This window comes from Aquimarina latercula DSM 2041 (assembly GCF_000430645.1).
GTDB lineage: Bacteria > Bacteroidota > Bacteroidia > Flavobacteriales > Flavobacteriaceae > Aquimarina > Aquimarina latercula.
Genome location: NZ_AUMK01000003.1, coordinates 592,851 through 617,609, shown reverse-complemented (window position 1 = coordinate 617,609; position 24,759 = coordinate 592,851). Strand labels below are relative to the sequence as shown.

Annotated in this window: 20 protein-coding genes; 11 read left to right on the top strand and 9 right to left on the bottom strand. The window is 30.3% G+C overall.

The genetic code is table 11. The features are described from left to right. From H526_RS0102940 to H526_RS0102920, 5 genes are read left to right on the top strand one after another with little or no spacing between them, the layout of a single operon-like run. The gene (locus tag H526_RS0102940; protein WP_027391610.1) at positions 1–606 is read left to right on the top strand and encodes a sugar transferase; all 606 of its coding nucleotides are present in this window, start codon (positions 1–3) and stop codon (positions 604–606) included. Between the two features lie 41 nt (positions 607–647). Beyond that, positions 648–1,292 (top strand): NeuD/PglB/VioB family sugar acetyltransferase, encoded by a 645-nt coding sequence (locus tag H526_RS0102935; protein WP_027391609.1) that lies wholly within the window; start codon positions 648–650, stop codon positions 1,290–1,292. A 3-nt stretch (positions 1,293–1,295) separates the two neighbouring features. Further along, a complete protein-coding gene (locus H526_RS0102930; protein WP_027391608.1) occupies positions 1,296–2,870 on the top strand; it encodes an FAD/NAD(P)-binding protein in 1,575 nt (524 codons plus the stop codon). Between the two features lie 46 nt (positions 2,871–2,916). Beyond that, positions 2,917–4,008, top strand: coding sequence for a GNAT family N-acetyltransferase (locus H526_RS0102925; RefSeq protein WP_027391607.1), 1,092 nt, complete (start codon positions 2,917–2,919; stop codon positions 4,006–4,008). Beyond that, positions 4,005–5,156, top strand: a complete 1,152-nt coding sequence (locus H526_RS0102920; protein ID WP_027391606.1) for a GNAT family N-acetyltransferase — start codon at positions 4,005–4,007, stop codon at positions 5,154–5,156. Before H526_RS0102925 ends, H526_RS0102920 begins: the two co-directional genes overlap by 4 nt. 5 nt (positions 5,157–5,161) lie before the next feature. On the opposite strand, the gene H526_RS0102915 is transcribed toward H526_RS0102920, so the two are convergent. Together H526_RS0102915 and H526_RS0102910 are read right to left on the bottom strand one after the other, a co-directional pair. Further along, positions 5,162–6,124, bottom strand: a complete 963-nt coding sequence (locus H526_RS0102915; RefSeq protein ID WP_027391605.1) for a hypothetical protein — start codon at positions 6,122–6,124, stop codon at positions 5,162–5,164. Between the two features lie 23 nt (positions 6,125–6,147). Beyond that, complete coding sequence (locus H526_RS0102910) at positions 6,148–7,494, bottom strand: MBOAT family O-acyltransferase (protein WP_342667679.1); 1,347 nt, start codon at positions 7,492–7,494, stop codon at positions 6,148–6,150. Between the two features lie 788 nt (positions 7,495–8,282). On the opposite strand from H526_RS0102910, the gene H526_RS0102905 reads away from it, so the two are divergent. The 4 genes from H526_RS0102905 (at position 8,283) to H526_RS0102890 (ending at position 14,590) form a co-directional block, all read left to right on the top strand. Beyond that, entirely contained in the window at positions 8,283–9,419 is a 1,137-nt protein-coding gene (locus tag H526_RS0102905; RefSeq protein ID WP_027391603.1) for a DegT/DnrJ/EryC1/StrS family aminotransferase, read from the top strand. Next, positions 9,416–11,344, top strand: a complete 1,929-nt coding sequence (locus H526_RS0102900) for a polysaccharide biosynthesis protein (protein WP_027391602.1) — start codon at positions 9,416–9,418, stop codon at positions 11,342–11,344. The genes H526_RS0102905 and H526_RS0102900 overlap by 4 nt, the downstream gene beginning before the upstream one ends. Positions 11,345–11,427: 83 nt before the next feature. Beyond that, positions 11,428–12,219: a polysaccharide biosynthesis/export family protein gene (locus H526_RS0102895; protein ID WP_027391601.1), complete on the top strand. Its 792-nt coding sequence runs from the start codon at positions 11,428–11,430 to the stop codon at positions 12,217–12,219. A 7-nt stretch (positions 12,220–12,226) separates the two neighbouring features. Then, complete coding sequence (locus H526_RS0102890) at positions 12,227–14,590, top strand: GumC family protein (RefSeq protein WP_081415533.1); 2,364 nt, start codon at positions 12,227–12,229, stop codon at positions 14,588–14,590. Here H526_RS0102890 and H526_RS28155 read toward each other — a convergent pair. The 5 genes from H526_RS28155 to H526_RS0102865 all read right to left on the bottom strand — a co-directional run bounded on the left by H526_RS28155 (position 14,587) and on the right by H526_RS0102865 (position 18,443). Further along, complete coding sequence (locus H526_RS28155; RefSeq protein WP_035084180.1) at positions 14,587–15,321, bottom strand: tyrosine-protein phosphatase; 735 nt, start codon at positions 15,319–15,321, stop codon at positions 14,587–14,589. The genes H526_RS0102890 and H526_RS28155 overlap by 4 nt on opposite strands. Before the next feature lie 175 nt (positions 15,322–15,496). Then, entirely contained in the window at positions 15,497–16,231 is a 735-nt protein-coding gene (locus H526_RS0102880; RefSeq protein ID WP_027391599.1) for a head GIN domain-containing protein, read from the bottom strand. 19 nt (positions 16,232–16,250) lie between these two features. Then, positions 16,251–17,351 carry a DUF4097 family beta strand repeat-containing protein gene (locus H526_RS0102875; protein ID WP_035084370.1) on the bottom strand — a complete coding sequence of 367 codons (1,101 nt, stop codon included), beginning with the start codon at positions 17,349–17,351 and terminating at the stop codon, positions 16,251–16,253. Continuing rightward, a complete protein-coding gene (locus tag H526_RS0102870; RefSeq protein ID WP_027391597.1) occupies positions 17,332–17,895 on the bottom strand; it encodes a hypothetical protein in 564 nt (187 codons plus the stop codon). Before H526_RS0102870 ends, H526_RS0102875 begins: the two co-directional genes overlap by 20 nt. Then, positions 17,892–18,443, bottom strand: coding sequence for an RNA polymerase sigma factor (locus tag H526_RS0102865; RefSeq protein WP_027391596.1), 552 nt, complete (start codon positions 18,441–18,443; stop codon positions 17,892–17,894). The genes H526_RS0102870 and H526_RS0102865 overlap by 4 nt, the downstream gene beginning before the upstream one ends. A gap of 219 nt (positions 18,444–18,662) precedes the next feature. Between H526_RS0102865 and lon the strand changes: the two genes are divergently transcribed. Together lon and H526_RS0102855 are read left to right on the top strand one after the other, a co-directional pair. Further along, entirely contained in the window at positions 18,663–21,113 is a 2,451-nt protein-coding gene (lon, locus tag H526_RS0102860; protein ID WP_027391595.1) for an endopeptidase La, read from the top strand. Positions 21,114–21,819: 706 nt separating this feature from the next. Then, positions 21,820–23,037, top strand: a complete 1,218-nt coding sequence (locus tag H526_RS0102855; protein WP_342667678.1) for a class I SAM-dependent rRNA methyltransferase — start codon at positions 21,820–21,822, stop codon at positions 23,035–23,037. A 92-nt stretch (positions 23,038–23,129) separates the two neighbouring features. Here H526_RS0102855 and H526_RS28150 read toward each other — a convergent pair whose 3' ends face one another. Together H526_RS28150 and H526_RS0102845 are read right to left on the bottom strand one after the other, a co-directional pair. Further along, the gene (locus H526_RS28150) at positions 23,130–23,537 is read right to left on the bottom strand and encodes a DUF2541 family protein (RefSeq protein WP_051335944.1); all 408 of its coding nucleotides are present in this window, start codon (positions 23,535–23,537) and stop codon (positions 23,130–23,132) included. 129 nt (positions 23,538–23,666) lie between these two features. Beyond that, complete coding sequence (locus H526_RS0102845) at positions 23,667–24,503, bottom strand: M57 family metalloprotease (protein WP_027391593.1); 837 nt, start codon at positions 24,501–24,503, stop codon at positions 23,667–23,669. Between the last annotated feature and the right edge of the window lie 256 nt (positions 24,504–24,759).

The following is a 24,759-nucleotide window of genomic DNA, read 5'->3' as shown; positions in this document are numbered from 1 at the left end:
ATGTATAATTCATTTATAAAACGTTTTATAGACTTTACACTTTGTTTTATAGGTGTTTTGATACTATCACCATTGATATTAGTTTTAATTATATTGTTAATGATAGCTAATAATGGTAAGCCATTCTTTTTTCAATCGAGACCTGGTAAAAATGAAAAAATTTTCAAGATTATTAAGTTTAAAAGTATGAATGATAAAAAGGATGAACATGGAGAATTATTGCCTTTTCAAGATAGGATTACAAAAACAGGTAAGTTTATAAGAAAATATTCTTTAGATGAAATACCTCAATTATTTAATGTGATCAAAGGTGATATGAGTTTAATAGGACCTAGACCACTTTTAGTAAAATATTTACCGCTATATAACGATTTTCAGAAAAAAAGACATGACGTACGACCAGGTATAACTGGATGGGCACAAGTAAATGGACGAAACGCGATTTCATGGGATGAGAAATTTAAGCTAGATGTTTGGTATACTGAGAATAGAAGCTTTAAACTTGATTTAAGGATTATTTTTATGACAGCAAAGAAAGTTCTGTTCAAGGAAGATATAAACAGCGGAGAAAATGTAAATATGCCTACTTTTACAGGTAACAATTAACCAAAAGGATTAAAAAACCACTAAAAACTATATTTTAAAAATTGAAAAATGCTGTAATAATAGGAGCAGGTACGCAAGGTCAGGTATACGCTTCGTACCTTAAAGAAGCAGGAGTTAATATTGTCGGTTTTATCGATGATAATCCTGATCTTGTAGGTAAAGATGTTATTAATATACCTGTTATTGGTAGATATAAGGATTTATTTTTAGATGAATTTAAAAATAAAATTCAAGATGTATATTGCCCTATTGGTGTAAATGCGGTAAGAGTAGAATATTTATCTACCTTAAAAAAAGAAGGGTATGGAATACCTGGTTTTTTACATCATACTGTATCTATAGCGCCAGATGTTACTATAGGAGAAGCTGTATATATGCTAGCAGGTAATATTGTGATGCCACATACAACTATTGGTAACTATATAATGATTAATATGGATAGTACTATTGCCCATCATGTAACATTAGAAGATGGAGTTTTTATGTCTTCTGGGGTTAATATAGGTGCTTTAATCAATGTAAGAAAAAATGCTTATGTAGGTATGGGAGTTACTGCTATGACTGGTGTTAAGGAAATAGGGAAAGAAACATTAATAGGGGCAGGAACAGTAATAATTAAAGATGTTCCAGAATATACGACAGTAGTTGGTAATCCAGCTCGCGTAATAAAAACAAAAAAACCATAGTTTATGGATTTTGAAACTAACCACACGGATATCACTTTTATAGGATCTGGTATCTCATCGTCATTTACTATTTTGCATTTTCTTGATCAATTAAAAACAAACCCGATTGATAAGAGAATATCGTTAACAATTATAGATAAATATCCTGAATTTTATACAGGAATACCATATGGTATAAGATCTGGATTTTCGGTCTTATTAATTACTTCTCTAAAGAATTTTTTGCCGAAACCAGAAAGAACTAAGTTTATTGCTTGGCTTAATAATAATAAAGAATGGTTGTTAGAAGAGTTTAGATTGGATGGAGGAGCGTTATCGGCAGAATGGCTTTCTACTCATAAAGACAGGCTTAAAAATAATCAATGGGAAGATTTATTTATTCCTCGACGTTTTTTTGGGAGCTATATTGATCAAAAAATTAAAAGTAACATAAAGGAAGCGCAAGAAAATAATAGTATATCTGTAGATTATATTAATTCTGAAGTAATAGACTTAGATAAAAATGGAGATGAATACACTATAATCCTCCAGGATAATAAAGAAATCGTTTCAGAAAAAGTAATTCTTTCAGTAGGTTCACTACCTACGCTGCAATTATGGAAAAATGAGGACTTAATAACAGATGATAATTTAATCTTTATCAATAACCCTTATAAGCCTTGTTTAAAGGATGTACTTACTAAGCTTGATAATTTTTTAGAAAATCAAGAAACAGAAAAAATAAATGCTTTAATCGTTGGTGCAAATGCCAGTGGATTAGAAATGTTGTATAAATTGAATGATTTAGAAAATCTAAAATCTAAAATCAACAAGTTTACATTGCTTTCAACTCAGGGATTGTCACCAGATTCTGTAGTTGATGAAGAGGGTAAAAAAAGATATTCGCCTAAAAATTTACTTTCTCTTGCTGATCAACAGAATTTAAGCGCTAAAGAAATAGCAGAAGCAACATATAAGGATTTAGATATAGCAGACGATATTCATCTGGGAGCAGCATCTACTGTGGATATTATCTCAAGTGCCTTCGGTTCATTATTACAAAAATTGAGTACAGAAGAGCTTAAAAAGTTTGCTTGTTTATATGGTAATGATATTGGCAGAAGACAACGTTGTGCGGGATATCATTATTCTAAAACTATTGATATTCTTAAGAAAGAAAATCGTTTTGAACATATTGCTGGACGATTTATAAATATAAATAAAGGTGATAATAACCAATATTCTTTAGAATATTTAGATACAAAATCAAAAACAAATAAAATCGATAGCGATCCGGTACATATTGTTTTTAATTGTATTGGTGGTACAAATTTAACGGCTTCGGACATACCCACGTTACTAAGCAAAGTTATTGCCAATAAATTATGTGTTCCAAATGAATCTAAGATTGGTTTTGACGTTAATGACGCTTTAGAAGCTTCAGATAATTTACATATTGTAGGTCCATTATTAGCAGGTAATATTTTTGATGGAAAAGCCGTATGGCATGTCGAACATTGTGGCAGAATCATATGGTTATCAAACCTGTTAGCTGGAAAATTGTATAATTATTTTAATCAAAATGTAGTGAGCAGTTAGCACAAGAATCAATCAATAAACGAATTACTAATAAACAACTTTAGCATTGGATAAAAATTACAAAATATTAATAAAAGATCTTGATGATGGCGCAGAAGTTTCGAAGTATAAATCACTTCTTAAAAATGAATGGGATAATAATGTGTACTATTCTATAGAACATTTACGTCATTCAGAGAAAGATTCTGATGAGTTAAGATGTTTTTTGTTTGAAAAAAATGATGTTCCTATTATATTGATGCCATTTGTCTTAAGAAAGATAAAAATTGAAGGAAAGGAATATCCATACAAGGATGTAATTAGTCCTTATGGCTATAGTGGTCCACTTTATAGTGATCAGGTTACTACAGAAGATCTTGCCGAATTTTGGAAGCAAGTAGACGGCTGGTATCGTGATAATATGGTTGTAACAGAGTTTATAAGATTTAGTTTAAACGAAAATCATAAGAATTATTCAGGGTCATTAATAGAGACATTATCTAATGTAAAAGGACTATTACTAGATGATTTTGAGGATCAATGGAATGCATTTTTACCTAAAGTGAGAAATAATTATCGAAAAGCGGTAAATTATAATCTAGACTTCAAGGTGTTTCATAAGGATCAAATTACTAAAGAAACAATAGCGATATTCAATGATATTTATGTAGCTACAATGATGCGAAATAATGCGGATAGTATTTACTTTTTTTCCAGTGCTTATTTTGAGGATTTAATATTATCTAACTTAGACAATTTCTCTATTGTAGTAGTGTATTACGAAGGAATACCAATTTCAGTAGAATTGATAATAAACTATAAGGATATAATTTTTGCTTTTTTAGGAGGTACTAATGCAGAATATTTTAGTTATAGACCTAATGATTTTTTAAGAGTAAAAGTTATAGAATGGGCCGTTAAAAATGGAAAAAAACATTATGTTCTAGGGGGTGGGATGAAGGATGGTGATGGTTTATATAAAAATAAGAAATCTTTATTCCCTAAAGATGAAGATGTGGTATTCTGTACGGGAAGAAAAGTTGTAAATCAAGAGATATACGATCAATTATGTATGTCATCAGATGAAGAATATAAAAATATTAATAAGGAAGATCTAAAAAAATATTTTTTTCCATTTTATAGATTGAATAATAGATGAAAAAAGAAAGTATAGATTATTTTTTCCAGCTTTTCGAAAAATGTTCAATACCAAAGATATTTTCAGGAATACGTTCGGGAAAAGGTGTGGAGTCTTTGGCTAACCCAGATTTTGATATTACTCTTATAGAAAAACCGAATAGTATACATTCTATTTTTTTTGTTCCAGATTATCTAAGACCAGATTTAGATACTAAGAATTTGATAGTTAAAAAAGTAAGTCAATTTTTTAAAGGATACGCTATTTTTTTAGATGATTTTGCAAGTGCAGATGCATATATTAAGCATCGTTTTCGGAGTAATGCTAAGGGAATACGAAGAAGAATAAAGAGATTAGAAACGTGTTTTGATATTGAATATAAAACATACTATGGAGCGATAGAAAAGGAAGACTATGATCTTTTTATGGATTGCTTAGAAAAGATGTTGATTAGGAGATTTGAACAACGTAATGATGTTAGTCAGACCTTGTTAAGGTGGGATTATTACAAGAAAATGTATTTTTCATTGATAAATGAAAAAAAAGCTTCTCTATTTGTGGCGTTTGATAACAACCAACCTATCATAGTTTCTTTAAATCATCATTTTCAGAACAGATTATTTAGTGCTATATCATCATATGATATTGATTATTCTAAGTTTAGTTTAGGAAGTGTAGAAATTTATAAAAAATTAGATTGGTTGATAGAAAATGATCATAAATCCTATGAAATGGGGATGGGAGACTTGAGTTATAAGAGAGAATGGTGTAATCACATATACAATTTTGAGCATCAAATCATATACCCTAAAAGATCTATTGTGGGATTTATTAAAGGAAACATAGAATACACTAAAGTAAAAATTAAGGAATTTGTTTTCAAAGTAGCGTATGTAAAATATAAAGAATACAAGGCAAGGAAAAAGAAAAACCCTGCTGTTCTTGCAAGAGAGTATCAAATTGCCCCTATAGAAGATGTTAATTATAATAAAGAATTAATTGTTGTCGACTATAATACTCAAGAATATAGTTGGTTAAGAAGAATGGTTTTTGATTTTTTGTATACAAGTATCGATAACGTTAAAAATGTGAAAGTTTTACGACTTTCTGAAAAAGAAAATAGTTTTCTAATAGTTGGACAGTCAAAGATGCAAAAGGTTAGTTGTTAGTTTTTTTATTCATCCAATTTGTTGATATAATCACTGATAGCCTTAGCAATTAGACTTCTACCTTGGTTATTCCAATGTCTATCATATATTAAAGTTGTAGAAGTCATACTTTTCTCAAAATATGTTGAAAAATCAACGTATTTAAAGTTGTTTTCTTTTAAATAGGAAAGAAAAATAGGGCTTGTTATACTCGAGTCCAAAAGCAATATAAAACGATCTTTATCGTAACCATATTCACTAATTAAACTATTAAAATTTGCTAGATACTTATCTTCTTTCTTCTTTTTGATTCGTAATAACTCATTTTTATCTAGAGGTGGTTTTTTTTGGCTGGTTTTTAGAACGTTCATTAATCGGTATACCAATCTTTGCGGTGGATCCAGGATACCTATACTTTTGCAATAAACCAATAATTTACTTTTTTTAAGAAGTTTATTCATAGGTGATTCTAAGGCTAAACGCCCTGTTACTACTGCATATTTACCTCTCGTTAGATCATTAGAAAATTTGATTCCCAAAATAACCTTATCTATTTTATCGAATTGCTCTTTATAGGCATTGATAAGATGTAACTGATCGGCAAAATCATATCCAGCATAGCCGTATTCATAAACTTCAATATTAGGTATAGAATTTTCAATTTTTTTTCCAATCGAATTGTAATAATTTTGATGAAACCCTTCAATAAAAGAATCTCCGACTAGGGCAATTTCAATTTTATCTTTGGTTGGGTTAAATTCTCTATAAGAGTTGTATCCTGATTTATTTATATGGTATTCGGAGAAATTTTGTTTTCTGTTTCCTGTAACTGAAAACCCGCTTTGATTGGGAACCCATTTTTCTACTTTGTATTCATCCAAAAATCGAGTTGGGGTATCCTTCGCTAGATGAAAACAACGAACTAACAACTCCAATGATATTAATATCAGAAAAAAATAAAAAGCGCTTTTAAGAACAAGTTTTTTCATTTTACTTAGATTATTTAATGACTTTAGAATTGAAAATAAATAAAGGATCGATCTATGTTATCATCAAAGAAAAGTAGCATTCCAAGAATTACTATTGTATAGATTACAAATCGAATAATTTTTGATTTAAACTTAAATGGAGATCTTTCATCTCTCCTAATTCTAAATTCGTATATAATAAAGATTACTAAAAGTATAAAATAATCTATCATACGATAGCCTAAAGGGTGTTCATATATTTCAAAATAAAAATTAGTATATAACTGTTTTAGAAAACCAAAAGCGTCCGTAATTGATTCCGATCTAAAGAATACTCTAGAGAAGGTTACAAGAGAGAAGGTTAGAAGCATTTGGCATATTTCTTTTATTGAAGGAAACCATCTGTTTTCTGCAACTACGTTGTTCATGTATATTCTATTGCGTCCCATAAGAAAAACAGGGATGTATAAAACAGCATGAATGGTTCCCCAAACTATAAAGGTCCAATTCGCTCCGTGCCAAAAACCACTAACTAAGAAAATTATACAAATATTTCTTATAGATTTTAACTTACTAACTCTACTACCACCAAGCGGGATATATACATAATGTCTGAACCAAGTGGATAGAGATACATGCCATCTTTGCCAATATTCGGCCATGTTTCTAGAAAAGTTTGGAAACTTGAAATTTGACATTAATTCAATTCCGAATAATTTTGAAGTACCTATTGCAATATCAGAGTATCCACTAAAATCACCATATACCTGGAAACTAAATAAGGTAACTCCAAGTATAAGTGTTGAGGCTGGATAATCATGATAATTAGCAAAAATATCATCCACTATCGGAGCGATAGAATCAGCAATAACTACTTTTTTAAAGAGTCCCCAGAGAATTAATTTTAATCCTTCTTTACATTGTACGTAATTAAACGTTCTTTTTACCGTAATCTGAGACAGTAAATTGGATGCTCTTTCGATTGGACCAGCCACAAGTTGAGGGAAAAAACTAACAAACGTTGCAAAAGAAATAAAATCTTTAGTTGGACTTAATCTTTTATAATAAATGTCTAATGAATAAGACATTGTCTGGAATGTGTAGAATGATATTCCTACCGGAAGTATAATTTTTAAAGTCCAAGAACTTTGTATTTCGTATCCAAAAATAGTAACAAAATCAATCCAAGAATCGATAAAGAAATTATAATATTTAAAAAAACCTAAAAGGCAAATATTAAAAATAACACTAACCCATAACCACCTTTTTCTAAGGTGATTAGAGTCGTTTTTATGGATAAATTGACCAACGATATAATCAATAATTGTACTAGCTAAAATTAGAAACAGGAAACGCCAGTCCCACATTCCATAGAAAACATAACTAGCCATCAGAATAAAACAATTCTGAAGTTTTAAGTTTTTACTAAATAATGACCAGTAAATTATAAACACTACTGGCAAAAAGATGAAAAAATCTAAAGAATTAAATAACATGAATAATCATTAATATAAAATTCGGGGGGATTTGTTTTATTACAATTTGGTGATTTCTTTTTTTGAAGCGTGTAAATTTTATTTAATTAATTTAATAAATCAAGAATTATCTACTTTTTTTTATAATTCCATTTTTAATGGGATTATTTCTTTCGTATTTAATAACTAGGGTAGGGGAAAAACCCTGTTAAGAAACAGGCAATTTCCTCATTAGTTTGTCAAAATTTACCAGTATAATTGCATAGAATATCCAAAACAGAATAAGTAAGAAATTACTGGTAAATTATTTTATAAAATTTGTTTAAAAAATGTTAAAAGTGCTGTTGTTAGGTAGTTTAGAGAATACTGAATTATTTTTTGTAAGTTTTTACGGATATTATACGTAGGAATATATAGTAATTTTCTTACGGTAAACCCCTTGTTTTAGATGTAATTACAAACTAGCTATGCTGTTAAACGCATTTTTTAAGTATTCCATCTAAAATATGAGTTTTTCTAATGATATTTAATGTAACTAAACTATTTTAGCATTGGTTAAAGCAAGTAAGAGAAAAATACAAGTTGGAAGTACTACCCCCTTCTTCCTAAAATTTTTAGAGTATTAATAAAGAAATTGATGATTACGGCATATATGTTGTAATTGTTGAGGATAAATTATTGTTCATTAATTAATGGGGAAAATTATGAATGCAGTAGAGTCCAAGAAGATATGGCTTTCTTCACCACATATGGGGGGAACGGAGCAAAGCTATGTAAAACAAGCGTTTGATACTAATTGGGTAGCCCCTTTAGGTCCAAATGTTGATGGTTTTGAAAATGACATTGAGAATTATCTCGGAGAAAGTAGTAATGTAGCAGCGCTTAGTTCGGGGACAGCAGCTCTACATTTAGGACTTAAACTTTTGGGAGTTACTTTAGGAGATGAAGTATTATGTCAGAGTATGACATTTGCCGCTTCAGCAAATCCGATAGTATATCTTGGTGCAAATCCTGTTTTTATAGATAGCGAAGAACAAACTTGGAATATTTGTCCTGAGCAACTAGAATTAGCTATAAAAGACAGAATAGCAAAAAAAGGTAAAAAGCCAAAAGCTATTATTGCAGTACATCTATATGGTATGCCATATAAAGTAGAAGCGATACATAAAATAGCTTCGAAATATAGTATTCCTGTTTTGGAAGATAGCGCAGAATCTTTAGGAAGTTCTTATCACAATGTTAAATGTGGAACCTTTGGAGATATTGCGATTCTTTCATTTAACGGGAATAAAATAATTACCACTTCTGGTGGAGGTGCATTAATAGCAAAAAAACCTGAACTTAAAAACAAAGCAATTTTTCTTGCTACACAAGCAAGAGATAATGCTCCACATTATGAACATACTGAAATCGGTCACAATTATAGAATGAGTAATATCATTGCAGGAATTGGAAGGGGACAGATGGAAGTATTGGACAAACACGTTACTAATAGACGGAGTAATTTTAATTTTTATAAAGAAAACCTAATTGATTTCGAAGAAATTAAATTTCTAGAAGAACCATCAGGTTTTTATTCTAACAGATGGCTATCCTGTATAACAACTGTTTCTTATGAAATGAGAGAAAAGTTAAGGTTAGCTTTAGCAAAAGAAAATATAGAATCCCGACCACTATGGAAACCCATGCATCTACAACCTGTTTTTGCAGATTGTGATGTCTACCTCAATGGAATTTCTGATGACCTATTTGATCGAGGACTTTGCCTACCCAGCGGGTCTAATCTTGAAGAAGAAGATTTATTTAGAATTGTATCGGTAATTAAAAAAGTATTGAGATGATTAAGGATTACATAATTAATAACTCGCATAAGCATGCATCTAAATGGCTTGTATTATCTATTGATATTGCAATAACTATTTTTAATTTCTTTTTGGCATACGTAGTTAGATTTGGTATTACATTTGATTTTGATCTAACTAATTTCATATACCAAGTTCCGGTTATGACTGTGTTAGCTGGGATTAGTTTCTTATTAATTGGATCGTATAAAGGTGTGGTAAGACATACTGGGATGAGAGATGCTTATAATCTGTTCTTAGCTGTTACCGTATTAATTTCGTTAAGCGGTGCTTTAATGGTTTCTAGTAGATTATCATTGATGCCAGAGCTTTTAAATATTCCGGTATCAATTATATGTGTGCATTATTTGTTAAATATTATTACGCTTACAACGAGTCGTTTGATATTTAAATATTGTTACTTATATGTAAAATCAAAATTAGGAGATTCTTCAAGAGTAATGATTTATGGAGCGGGTGATTCTGGTTTGATAACATTGGCTGCAATTACAAATGATTCTCATAAATCTGTAACTGTAGTTGGATTTATTGATGATAACCCACAAAAGGTTGGAAAAACAATTAATGGAATAAAAGTATATCGTTCTGAAGCAATTACTCAAAGTTATATTACAAAACATAATATTACAGAAATAGTTGTTTCAATTCCTCATATAGATAAGCATCGTTTATCTAAAATATCAGATAATTTGCTGAAGTTATCTGTAAAAGTTAAGATTATACCTGCAATAAATGATTGGATTGATGGTAAACTAAATGTTTCTCAAATAAAACAAATACAAATTGAGGATTTATTGGATAGAGCTCCGATCGCATTAGAAAATCAAAATATTAAAAGAGAACTTGATAATAAGATTGTTTTAATAACAGGGGCGGCAGGATCTATTGGTAGTGAAATCGTTAGACAGGCTTCATTTTATACATATAAACATTTGGTATTAGTTGATCAAGCAGAATCACCATTGTATGATCTTCAACAGGAATTATTAAGCAAAGGTGTTACTAATTTTACGCCAATTGTAGCTGACATAAGAGATCACCAACGTATAGAAACAATATTTGACAGGTTTAAACCGAATATGGTATTCCATGCAGCTGCATATAAACATGTGCCTTTAATGGAAAACAATCCTTGTGAGGCAATTAAAATTAATGTTTTAGGAACTAGAAAGTTAGCTGATCTTTCTTCAGAATATGGAGTAGATAAGTTTGTTTTTGTTTCTACAGATAAAGCTGTCAATCCTACAAATGTAATGGGTGCTACCAAAAGAGTGGCCGAAATGTATATCAAGTGTTTACATAGAACAAGTAAAACTAAATTTATTACTACGAGATTTGGAAATGTTTTAGGTTCTAACGGTTCAGTGATTCCTTTGTTTAAAAAACAAATTGATAAAGGAGGACCACTTACAGTAACTCATAAAGATGTTACACGTTTCTTTATGACAATTCCAGAAGCATCTCAGTTGGTAATTGAAGCGGGTACTATGGGTAATGGAGGTGAGATTTTCATCTTTGACATGGGGGAGTCTGTTAAAATATTTGATTTAGCTAAAAAAATGATCAGATTATCAGGACTTAATTATCCAAATGATATTGACATTGAAATTACTGGATTAAGACCAGGTGAAAAGTTATACGAAGAACTTTTAGCAGATACAGAAAATACGTTACCTACATATCATAAAAAAATAATGATAAGTAAGCACGATGATGAGGATTGTCCTTTAATAATGGATAAGATTGATGATTTGTGTATTATGAATTTATTTAATCAAGATCATAAAATCGTAGGAAAACTTAAAGAAATTGTTCCTGAGTTCATTTCTAAGAATTCTACTTTCGAAAGTATCGATATCGAAAACAACGAAACTAATAACAAAGTACAAAAGGTATTAGTTTAGTCTTCTTTTTAAAATAGTAGCTATAAACAAGAATATTATTATACTTTTGTTTATAGATCAAAATGCCCTAAAGAATTTAAAATATGCATTCAATCAAGTTTTTACTTTTATTAGTAGTATCATCATTTGTTTTTTCTTGCAAAACACCTACTGATGTTGTCTATTTTCAAGAATCGAAGGATTTAGAAAAAATTAAATCTACGAATTCATTTACACCAGTTTTTAAGGTGGATGACGTAGTAAGTATTTTAGTTTCTGCAACCGATATGGATGCTGCAAGACCTTTTAATTTAATGCAAGGAGCTAGTTTACCTTCTCCTTCTGGTGATAGTGCAGGATCATCTGCTGCAAGTGGAGGCGTAGAACCTACATATTTGATCGATGAAGATGGAAATATTGATTTTCCGGTATTAGGAAAATTAAAAATTTCTGGCTTAACTCGAGTTGAAATTAAGGATATGATAAAGGAGAAACTAAAAATCTATATAAAAGATCCTATAGTAAATGTTAGACTTAAAAACTTTAAAATCACTGTTATAGGTGAGGTTGGACGACCTGGTTCTTTTACAATTCCTAACGAAAGAATTACTATTATCGAAGCTATCGGTTTAGCAGGAGACCTAACTATTATGGGAAAAAGAGGTAATATTATGGTGATTCGAGAAAATGACGGAGTTAATACCTATCATAAAGTAGATCTTACTTCTAAATCTATTTTTGATTCTCCAGTTTATTATTTGGCTCAAAATGATGTGTTATATGTCGAACCTAATGACGCCAGAATAAAGAGTTCTAAAGGACAAGATAAAACAGTTGGAATTGTTTTGCGTGTAATAAGTGTAGGTTTAGCTGCATTAGCACTTATTTTAAGATAGGCAATATATGATTTCTAATAATAATTCCGATAATACTACTGATAACAGCACCTTTATTGATGCTCCTAAGTCAAGTTTCAATTTTAGAGATGAGATTTTAAAGTATGTAAAAAAATGGTATTGGTTTTTACTAAGTGTTGTTGTTTTTGGAACTTTGGCATATTTACATATACGCTATACCATACCTCAATATAATGTGTCTGGTACAATTTTAATTTCTCAGGAGGAGAGTGTTAGTGAATCAGAACTGTCAGCTTTTAAAGATCTTGGTTTACTAGATGATTCTAAGAATAAAATAGAAAATGAGATTCAGATTATAAAATCCAGAACATTGCTTACCAACGTGGTAAATAATTTGAAATTAAATGTTCAATATTTTACCAAAGGTAGGGTTCTTGAATCGGAAAATTATCCTAAATCTTTAATTGAGATTAATTTTTTATCTGCAGATTCTATAGTTCATACAAAATCAAAGAATTTTAGAGTTTTAATTAATTCGCAGACTTCTTTTTCGTTCGTAGATAAAGAAGGACAGAAATTGAGTGATCACTCTTTTGGAAAGACCATTAATACTAGTATTGGAGATATCGTAATAACTCCAAACATTGATGGGATCGAATCAAACAAAGGAAAAGTTATACATATTAAAATAACTCCGGTAAATATTGTAGCTCAGAGTTATAGAAATAAATTATCTGTTATTACGATAGGCAAAGGATCTTCAATCGTAAAATTGTCTTTAAATGATCCAGTAAAGGAAAAGGCAAAAGATATCATCAACAATTTGGTAGAGGAGTATAACAAATCTACTATTGAAAATAAGAAATTGACATCTGCTAGAACAGCTGGTTTTATTAATGAGAGATTAGATCTAATTTCTGGTGACTTGTCTGAAGTGGATGATGAAGCTGCAGGTTATAAATCTAAATTTGGATTGACTAATGATGTGTCTGCACAAACGCAGAGAGTTGCCGATATTGATTCTAGAAATTTACAAGAAATCAATAGATTTGAAACTCAATTAAGAAAAATTGAATCAACCAGACGTTTTGTACTTAGTCAAGATGGTAAATATGATATTTTACCTTCAACACTTGGTTTTGATGATCCTTCGATTACATCAACCGTAGCTCGTTATAATGGATTAATAAGTCAACGAAAAAGATTATTAAAATCTTCTAGTGTACAAAATCCCGTTGTAGTTAATATTGATGAGCAAATTGGTTCACTTAGACAAGGGTTAATTGCTAGTTTAAACGGTGCAAAAAACTCTATTAATATAAGTTTGAATAGTTTAAGAACTCAAGACAAGTATTTTAGTGGTCAATTGTATAATGCGCCACTAAGACAAAAGGAGTTGACTGCTATCGGAAGAGAACAAGGTATAAAAGAACAATTATATTTATATTTATTACAAAAACGAGAAGAAGCCGAGATTACAAGTCATATCACATTATCGAATGCACGTGTAATTGATAAAGCATCTACTTTAGGTTCTTACCCAGTATCACCAAATAAGAAGATGATTTATTTTGGAGCGATATTTTTTGGTTTTGCGTTGCCTTTTTTGACTATCTATTTATTAGATCTATTCAATACTAAGGTAAATTCTAGAGAAGACTTAGAAAGATCGTTATCTATGCCAATTTTAGGAGCTATACCAAAAACTAAAAGTAAGAAAAGTAAGATTGTGGTTTCTAGAAATAGCCGATCATCTATTGCAGAGGCCTTCAGAATTCTTAGGACAAATTTAGGTTTCTTAATGGCAGGTACGCATAAGGAAACGGGTAAAATTATTTTTGTTACTTCTACAATTTCTGGAGAAGGGAAGACCTTAGTTTCTTCTAATCTTGCAAAAACATTGGCAATATCAGGAAAAAAAGTGGCATATTTAGGAACTGACTTTCGTGATCCAAAGTTTCATAATTTCTTTGAATTACAAAAAGGGAAAGATACTCCTGGATTTACCAATTTTATTATGAATTTGGACATTAAACCAGAAGATGTTGTTTATGAACAAGGAGAAAATGATCCTCTTTTTGTAGTGCCTTCTGGTGTTATACCTCCTAATCCAGCGGAATTATTGATGAATGATAGAGTGAAGGAAATGTTCGATTATTTAGGAGATAATTATGATTATATAGTTGTAGATACAGCACCAGTAAGTTTGGTAACAGATACTTTATTGATTGGTCATTTTTCTGATTTAAGTATCTATATTGTAAGAGAAAATTATTCAGATAAGAGAATACTTCAAGTTCCAGAAAATTTCTATAGAGAAAAACGTCTTCCTAATATGGCCGTATTACTAAATGCAGCAGGTGATAAAGTAGGATACGGGTACGGTTATGGATATGGAGCAAAAGATTAATTAAAAGATCGATTCTTTTTCATTAATGCCGAAATTTTTTCGGCATTTTTTGGTAAAAAACCTTTTTCAAGAATCTCGAATTGATGATAATTATGAACATCAGAACCAGCAAAATCATAAAAACCTTCAGCTAGTAGTTTTAGCGATTTATTCTTAACCTTTTCTCCGTAAAATCCTGAAATAGAAAGTAAATTGAGTTGAAATAAAAATCCAGATTCCTTTAATTCAATGTATTTATCCATATGGTCTTGATAAAACGAATAACGTTCTGGATGTGCTAAAATAGGAGAGAATCCTGCTAGTTTAATTTCGAAAAGAAGTTCGTTTAAATTAATTGGTGCGCTAAAAGTTGACATTTCAACCAGTATATATTTTTCATGTAGTGGTATAATATCATTTGCTTTAATTCTTTGGTAAAATAAATCATCTAACATATATTCTGCACTAGCTTCTAGTATAATATCAAGATCTAATGTAGATAATACTCGTTTCATTTCTTGATGTTTACTTTTAATTATCTCAGAAGTATTTGGCCATACCTCTTGCATTACATGAGGTGTAGTAATAATTTTTTTTACTCCTAAATTTCTAAATTGTTCAATAATATAAGCAGATTGGTATACAGTCTTGACTCCATCATCTATATTAGGTAATAAATGGGAGTGCATGTCTACATAACCTTGCGGAATGATTTCTTTAAGATTAATTTCTTTCTTTGATAAAAAATGCAACGTGTTCGTTCTTGTTTTGGGGTTAATTAAAGCATTATACTTTAATGTGATGCAAGTATCCCTTAATAGCTTACATCAAGTTACTTACAAAAGTAAAGATTATTAGACGTAAAAAAAACTGCCTAAGAAGTAAAACTTCTTAAACAGTTTTCGGATTATTGAAATATGCTTCTTTTTAGTGTCTTGTAATATCACCAGATCCTGAAACTTTTTTATCTTCTTTTTCAGGATTCCCTTGATAATCAATATCTCCTGACCCTGTTACACGTGCTTTTAAATAATGAGTAGATGTTAATTTAATATCTCCAGAACCTGTCACAGATGCATCTACATTTTTAGCTTTAAGATCATATGCTCGCACATCCCCAGAACCAGTTACATTTAATTCTAGGTTTTCTGCAGAACCTTTTAGCGTTAAATCACCACTACCAGAGACAGATCCTTCTATTTCCTTAGCTTGTACTTCTAAGCCTACATCTCCTGATCCAGAAACTCTAGTTTCAAAAGATTCGGCCTTTATAGTATCTTTGGAATAAATATCTCCTGATCCAGACAAACTTACTTTCGATATATCTTTAAATGGTACCGTAATAAGTATTATTTTATTTCTACTTGGTTTTAAATAATATTCTTTTTCTACATAGATTTTTAGAACATCACCTTCTACCTCAGTGATTACGTGAGGAATTAGATTACTTTCCGCTTCAATTTTAATATTACCTTCGGTTCCAGCAACTAAAGCGACATCTAAACTACCTTTTAGTTTTACTTGATCGTAGCTTGATAAATTTCTGTTTTTAGTTACTACATTGCCATTTCCTTCTATTTTTTTTCCTTTTCCCCACCATTGTGCATTTATTGATGTTATACTGCATAATGCTAAGCCTAAAATGATTGTTACTGTTCTCATAATTGATTGAATATTTGAATTAATTTTTTCTTAGTTTAACTCCACCATAACTAGTAGAAATATCAATGGAATTTCCACTGTTTTTTTCTCCGTGATATCCTCTGTAATCTTTACTAGAATTATCTTTACTCTTTTTCATTGTGTTAATGCTGTCATCAAGATTAATTCCTCCGTAGGAAGTTTTTATAACAAAATCAAAACTTAGAGTAGAGTCATACCCAATACTTACACCAGTATAATCGGTTCTAATATTGACATTGTTTGTTGTTGATTCTAAGTTTTTAATATCAATAGATCCGTAGTCAGAGTTGATATTTACACTGTTACTTATGTTTCCAATATTAGTATCTAGGTAATCACCATTTCCTTTAAAAATTCCTGCTTTTTCTACTTTTAAACTACCATAATCACAGTTATAATTAAGCTCTTTGACCGCTTTTATTTTTGATTTGGTATAGTCTGCATTAAGTAGAACCTCATCTCCCATATCTAAAATAAAATCTGAGTAATCAGCATTAATTTTTCCACTTTTCATATATTTTATTGTACTGTTGTGAGTGTAATCTATACTTATATAGTTTTCATTTCCAAGTAATTCGCCCACAATGATCTGACCATAATCACAGCTTATTTTAGCATTCCCTTTTGTCTTATCAAGAGTTATACTTCCATAATCGTTATTTAGATCTACACTGTTTGTAATTGGTACTTTTACCGTATAATTAATTTCTAGCTTTAGGTTATTTCCACCCCAACTATCTGAGAATTTAGACCACCATGATTTACTATCTTTGTTAAATGTAGTTCTTGCACTTACCATTTGTGAAGATGCTTCAAAATCTACGCCAATACTTTCAAGTTTTTCTATTACTTTTTCTTCATCATTTCCATTAACTTTTATATTAATTTCCATTACGATTTTATCCTGATCCCAAGAAGTTATATCTAGATTTCCATAATCGTTGCTTATTTTTAATAAAGCATTACTGCTTACAGAAAATTCTTTCTTCATAGATTTCTCTTTTGTATATTTTCCTTTCTTTCTAATATCTCCATTTGCTAGAGAAATGGCCGGTATTAGAAGTAGTAAGTATATTAATTTATAGTATATTGGTTTCATTTTCATTTAATTTTATTTTGTTGATGTTGTCAATTTTTTCTAATACTTTTTCTAGTAAAGTTGCTCTTTTCTGAAAGTTTTTAATCATCGCGCTGATTACTCTTTTATCATTACCACTTTCTACTAGATCTTTTTTTAGATGTTCATAACTAGATTCTAATTTTTCTAACTGCTTCATAGCATCCTCAACTAGTTCCGTAGTTTCTTCCGATGAGTTTTTATCAATTTCTTCCAGTTGGTTTTTGATCGCAACTGTAAAGAAATTTTGAGTATCCTCCATTTGTGGAGAAACACTGGCTAAATCAGCTTTTTCATTAGTATTAAATATAGGAGCTATTGATATGGTACCTATTAATATTGCTATAGAAGCTGCAATAGCTAAAGGTTTTATCCAATTTATCTTTTTAGATGTAAGAGGAATAACTTTGTTTTGCTCCTGTAATTTCTCTAAAAAATGTATTTTATGATCAGTTGATGGTTCAAATACATCAAGTTGATTTTCCAAGCGTTCAAATAACTTATCTATTTCATCTTCCTTTTTCATGTAACTATTAATTTTTTACGTAAACTTTCTTTCGCGCGAGAAATCAGTGTACGGCAATTAGAATATGATATATTTAATATCCCACAAATCTCTTCATAATCATAACCTTCTATCAAGTGTAATGATAATGCAGTACTATAGCTCTCTTTTAATTCTTTTAAAGTATTTAAAACTGTATTAGCTTTAACACTAGTTAAATCTTCTCTTACAACCCCTTCTGTTTCATCTGTAAGTGCATATTCAATGGTTTCTAAAGGGACCTCACCATAAATATTTCGCTTACGAGATATTGTAAGACTAGAATTAACAACTATTTTTTTTAACCAAGCTCCAAATACCTTATTGTCTTCTAACATTGACAATTTAGTAAATGCTGTTAAGAAAGCTTCTTGCATCACATCTTCAGCTTCTGCAGAATTTTTTATAATTCTATAAGCTGTGTTATACATAGCTTTATAGTATCTGTTATAAATTTCCATCTGCGCACTCTGATCTTGCTTACGGCACCTTTCTATCAGTTGCTCAGTATTTAGTTTGGTTAGTGTCAAAAATTTCAGTTTACTTTATATAAAGATATGGATAGATCCTTTTTGTTACAGTTTTAAAAATATTTTTTTGAAGTTTATGGCATAACAATTGACTTATCTAAGTAGAATCAGGTACAAATGCCTTATTTTGCAACTGTTATCGATTCTAAAATTAGATTTAATAAACTTTTAAAGAATGTCATTTTGATTAGATGACAAAATGACTTTGTATATATACTTATGACGAAATCCAAATTAACAACTCTTGACAGTTTGTCATTTCAAGGAATAAATGAAGATGCAGAATTAATACCTTTAATGACACCTGAAGATGAAGAGGAAATCGATAAAGAAGAACTTCCGGAAACGCTTCCTATATTACCATTGAGAAATACTGTTTTATTTCCAGGAGTAGTGATTCCTATTACTGCTGGTCGTGATAAATCAATTAAGCTTCTTAATGAAGCAAATAATGGAAATAAAACGATTGGAGTAGTTTCTCAAAAAGAAGAAGACGTAGAAAACCCTACTTCTAAGGATATAAATAAGGTTGGAGTAGTAGCTAGAATCTTAAGAGTTCTTAAGATGCCTGATGGAAATACAACTGTTATTTTACAGGGTAAGAAAAGGTTTAAGATAGATGAGATCTTAGAAGAAGAACCATATATTAAAGCAAGAGTATTAGAAGTTCCAGAAACTAGACCTGCTAAAGAAAATCAGGAATTTAATACGATTATTGACTCTATAAAGGAATTGGCTTTAGAAATTATAAAGGAAAGTCCTAATATTCCTTCGGAAGCATCTTTTGCGATTAAAAATATTGAAAGTAATTCATTTTTGATAAATTTTGTTTCTTCAAATCTAAATTTACCAGTTGATGAAAAGCAAAAAATATTAGAAATTGATAGTATTAAGGATAGAGCTCTAGCAACGTTGAAGTATATGAATTTAGAGTTTCAGAAATTGGAACTAAGAAATGATATACAAAATAAGGTTCAGCATGATATGAGCCAGCAACAACGAGAGTATTTTCTTCATCAACAGATGAAAACGATTCAGGAGGAACTAGGTGGTGTGTCTCATGAAGATGAGTTAGAGGAAATGCAGGTTAGAAGTAAGGATAAGAAATGGGATGAAAATGTAAAGAAACATTTTGACAAAGAATTGTCTAAGATGCGTCGTATGAATCCGCAAGTAGCCGAATATTCTATTCAACGTAATTATTTAGATCTATTTTTAGATTTACCATGGAATGAATTTAGTAAAGATAAATTTGATCTAAAACGCGCCAAGAAAATCCTTGATCGTGATCATTACGGTTTAGACGAAGTAAAAAAGCGTATCATAGAATATTTAGCAGTACTAAAGCTGCGTAATGATATGAAATCACCGATACTATGTTTGTACGGTCCTCCGGGAGTCGGTAAGACATCATTAGGGAAGTCTATTGCCGAAGCATTAGGTAGAGAATATGTACGTATATCACTAGGTGGATTGCGAGATGAAGCAGAAATTAGAGGACATAGAAAGACATATATAGGTGCGATGCCTGGTCGTATTATTCAAAGCCTTAAAAAAGCAGGAACAAGTAATCCAGTTTTTGTTTTAGATGAGATAGATAAACTTTCTGTAGGAAACCAAGGAGATCCTTCTTCTGCTTTATTAGAAGTGCTTGATCCTGAGCAAAACTCTGAATTTCATGATAATTTCTTAGAAATGGGATTTGATCTTTCCAAAGTGATGTTTATTGCTACTTCCAATAGCCTTAATACAATTCAGCCAGCTCTAAGAGATCGTATGGAGATCATTAATGTTACAGGATATACGATAGAAGAAAAAGTTGAAATTGCAAAACAACATTTATTACCAAAACAATTGGTTGAACACGGATTGGATAAATCTCATTTAAAAATAGGAAAGGTACAATTAGAGAAGATCGTAGAAGGATATACAAGAGAATCTGGTGTTCGTGGATTGGAAAAGCAAATTGCTAAAATGGTGCGGTTCGCTGCTAAAAATATAGCAATGGAAGAGACTTATAATATAAAGGTAAGTAATGATGATGTTGTAGAGGTTTTAGGAGTTCCTAGATTAGAGCGTGATAAATATGAAAATAATGAAGTAGCAGGTGTTGTTACAGGATTGGCTTGGACTAGTGTAGGTGGTGATATTTTATTTATAGAATCGATTCTTTCCAAAGGAAAAGGAAGCTTAACAATTACTGGTAATTTAGGAAAAGTAATGAAGGAATCTGCAACTATTGCTATGGAGTATATAAAAGCTAATGCGGATGTTTTAGGAATTAATCAAGATATTTTTAGCAACTACAATGTTCATATTCATGTTCCGGAAGGAGCTACTCCTAAAGATGGTCCTAGTGCTGGAATTACGATGCTTACGTCATTAGTGTCATTATTTACCCAAAGAAAGGTCAAAAAGAGTATTGCTATGACAGGTGAGATAACACTAAGAGGTAAGGTATTACCTGTTGGTGGAATTAAGGAAAAAATCTTGGCAGCAAAAAGAGCTCATATCAAAGAAATATTGTTGTGTGAGGATAATAAAAGAGATATTGATGAAATTAAAGCAGAGTATCTCAAAGGATTAAAATTCCATTACGTTAAAGAAATGAGTGAAGTTTTGGAATTAGCATTAACCAAGAGTAAGGTTAAGAATGCTAAAAAATTGTAATTTTTAATATTTATTAATAATGAGACATATTTTTTCGTAAAAAAAAATATGGACTTTAGGTATTGATTTTACTGGATTATTTTAATTTTCAGATGTTTAAAACAAAAATAATAAAAAAAAAGTGTAACAAAATTTAGTCATGCTCGTCATATAGATGTAAACAGTAGAGAAGTCAACAAGATCTATTATTAGATAAAAAAGTTGAATGTATACTTAAAGGGGATTAATCCTGATACATCTTGGGATTGATGCTTTTTAGAAAAAGTATTTAAATTTAACTTACAATCAAAAAGCGAGATTTACTTTACTAAATAATTACAAGTTCGAACAATATTTTTTTGAGCGTTTATCCTGATACTCCTTGGGATAAGCGCTTTTCTAATTTTGTAAAGTAAATAAGACTATTTTAGTTTACTTTTTTTGAGGTTTACACGCAACCGTAAGTTGTATAAATGTTTTACTTTTAATATGTAAACCAGACTTTATTTTTTTAATTCATGTTTTTGTCAACCAACATATATATTACACATGGAAATCTCTTAAAACCCGAAGTTAGAATGTCACACCTATAATAGTCTAAAATGGCGATTCCTCAATAGGTTCATTAGCTAGAAAAGTTTTGGTTAAAACGGGATTGTTTCCAGATACAATCCCGTTTTTATATATTATAGTTCCTGTATACTAAAAAATATTACTATTCTTGCATATGATGAATATTGTCCCGCAAATCAACACTCAAAGATTAGCAATAAAACTTAAACCCTCTGCAGAAAAAATGGTGAAAAGAGGACACCCTTGGGTTTTTGAAAATAGTATTATTAAACAAAGTAATAAAGGAAATGCTGGAGATTTAGCTATTATATATGACAGCAAAAAGAATACTATTATTGCAATTGGATTGTATGATCCATATTCTCCAATTAGAATTAAAATAATTCAGTTTAAGAAAGCAGCTCAAATAAATGAAGAATGGTTTGGTCATAGAATTTTACAAGCTTATAGTACTAGAAAAGAGTTATTAGAAACAAAGACAAATAGTTATCGATTAATATTTGGTGAGAATGATCAAATGCCAGGTTTTATTGCAGATGTGTATGATACCGTTTTAGTTATAAAATTGTATTCTCATATTTGGTTTCCATATATTAATTGGGTGCTACCTTGTTTAATAGAAAATACAGAATGTAAAACTGTTGTAATGAGACTAAGCAGATCATTACAAACTAGAGGTGATACATATAATTTAAAGGACGGGGATGTAATTTTTGGAGATTTGGAGAATGAGGTAGTAGTGTTCGAAGAACATGGAGTTTTGTTTTCGGCGAATGTAATTAAAGGTCATAAAACTGGATATTTTTTAGATCATAGACATAATAGAAAGAGAGTCGGTGATCTTGCTAATGGAAAAACAGTATTGGATGTGTTTTCTTATGCAGGAGGATTTTCTGTTCATGCATTGGCTGGGAATGCTACAGAAGTTGTGAGTCTTGATATAAGTAGACAGGCTCTAGAAATGGCAAAAGATAATGCTTCTTTAAACAAGCATTCGGGAGACCATAATATAATGGTTATAGATGCTTTCGAAGGGTTGCAAAATCTTATAAGCGATAACAGAAAATTTGATATCGTTGTTATTGATCCTCCATCTTTTGCTAAGAGAGAAAGTGAAATTTCTAAGGCAAAGAATAGTTATGCTAGATTAGCTAGGCTAGGAGCTCAGTTGGTTGGTGAAAAGGGAATTTTAGTTTTAGCCTCTTGTTCTTCTAGGGTAAGATCAGAGGACTTTTTTAATATATGTGATGAAAACATATCTCAAAGTGGAAGAAATTTTAGTGTGTTGGAAAAAACATATCACGATATAGATCACCCAATAACATTTGAAGAAGGAGCGTATTTAAAGTGTGTGTATTATAAAATGAGTTAATGTAAATGATCAATTTCTGAACCAGGTTGAAGCATATTAATGTTACGTATGAAATGCTTCAACCAAATTTAGGTTCAGTTATTGTTTTCTTATCAGTGCTTTCCAAAAACATGTACTTTTGCTCGATTTTTAGATAAATTTTTGGTGTCATAGAAAAAAGTGATATCCCTTATAATTCGTTTGTTACCTTTTAAATCAATAATTCTAGTCGCACCTCCTTTTTTGAAATTCTTTTTTACTTGAATTACTTGCTTTTCTCCATTTCCATATTGTACAACTATTCGATGCATATTTATAGAACCATTGGTTACTTTTACTTTTAGTTTTTTAAATGCACCATCTTTTGCTGTTACTTTAATAACATCTCTATCAATTTTATAATTTACTGTTCTAGATCCTAAATGTTCCCATTTTATTTTAACGGTAGTAAAGCTGCTTCCTACTAAAAATAATACCATTAAAAATGGTACGATTAGTTTTTGTCTTTTTTTATTTTTCATAATTTAATGTTTTAGTGTTTAGTAGTAAGACCATGCTAATCAATAAAGGTTTAATTATAATTTTAAAAAAAATAGGTTACATACTTCAAATATGTAACCTACTAGGTGTATCTTTTACAATATTATGTACTAATACAAAATGTTTAGTGCTGTTTTATCCGTATCGGTAAATTCTCCATCTTCAGTAGTTCCAAAACATGCTTGCATGATAGAATCAGCATAAGCGGATGTAGGTGTTCCAGGAATCCAAATAGCAGGTGGTTCTGCTGGTAGAGGACCAGAGTAACCGCAGCTTTGACGATTATACCAATCTTGATGTCTAAGACCAATACAATGGCCAATTTCATGGCCTATTACATGTTCATTTACATTGGTTGTAAACGCATCTGTTCCAGAGTTGATTCTAACCCATTTATAAGGTTCTCCAAGTGTGTTCGGAAAACCAGCATTTCCGCCACCACTAGCTACATTAATTTTATAAACTACCATATCGGCGTTGTTGAAATCAGTACCAAAAGTAAGATTGAAATTTAAACTATTTGATAATGCATTATAATTGTTAACGGCCCAACGCAGTGCAGTTTGCATTTTAGAAGTCAATGCAAAATTCCCTCCAGTATATCCCAATATATCAATATCCCTATAATTAGGAGAGACCAAATTAGTATCTCTATATTGTTTATTGTCACCATTTAAAGATTTTAAATCTGAATAAGATGTAAGCTTATCTATAGGAATCGTAATATCTCCGGATATTAAATAAGTGCGGGTTTTGCCATCTAAGGTGGTGATTTTTTGGATAGTAACATCATCGATATTTACACCCATATTAAATAACTTGGTGAGCTGTTCTTTAGTTGGTTTCTTATGTGTTTCTTGGATTTCTTCATTAATTTCTTTTTTCTGACAGGAGAAGTTGGTTATAAGAACCATAAGACAAAGCATTAACAATGTGATTTTTTTCATCGTAGTGTATTTTAATTTCAGTTGATTAGTTTGAATTTTACGATAAGTTCTTGCAAAAGTGTTCCTTTAAACATCAAGTGCTCTATAAAAAATATTGTTGGGATAGTTGTATAATATTTGTGTGGTTTTATATCGTGCAAATATTTATTTTTCAAAACTAAATTTTAGTAATACAATTAAAAAGGGGTATACAACCCAAATTGTTGGGTGAATACCCTTTATATTATGTTAAGGAATGAAGTGGAAAGTAAAAATA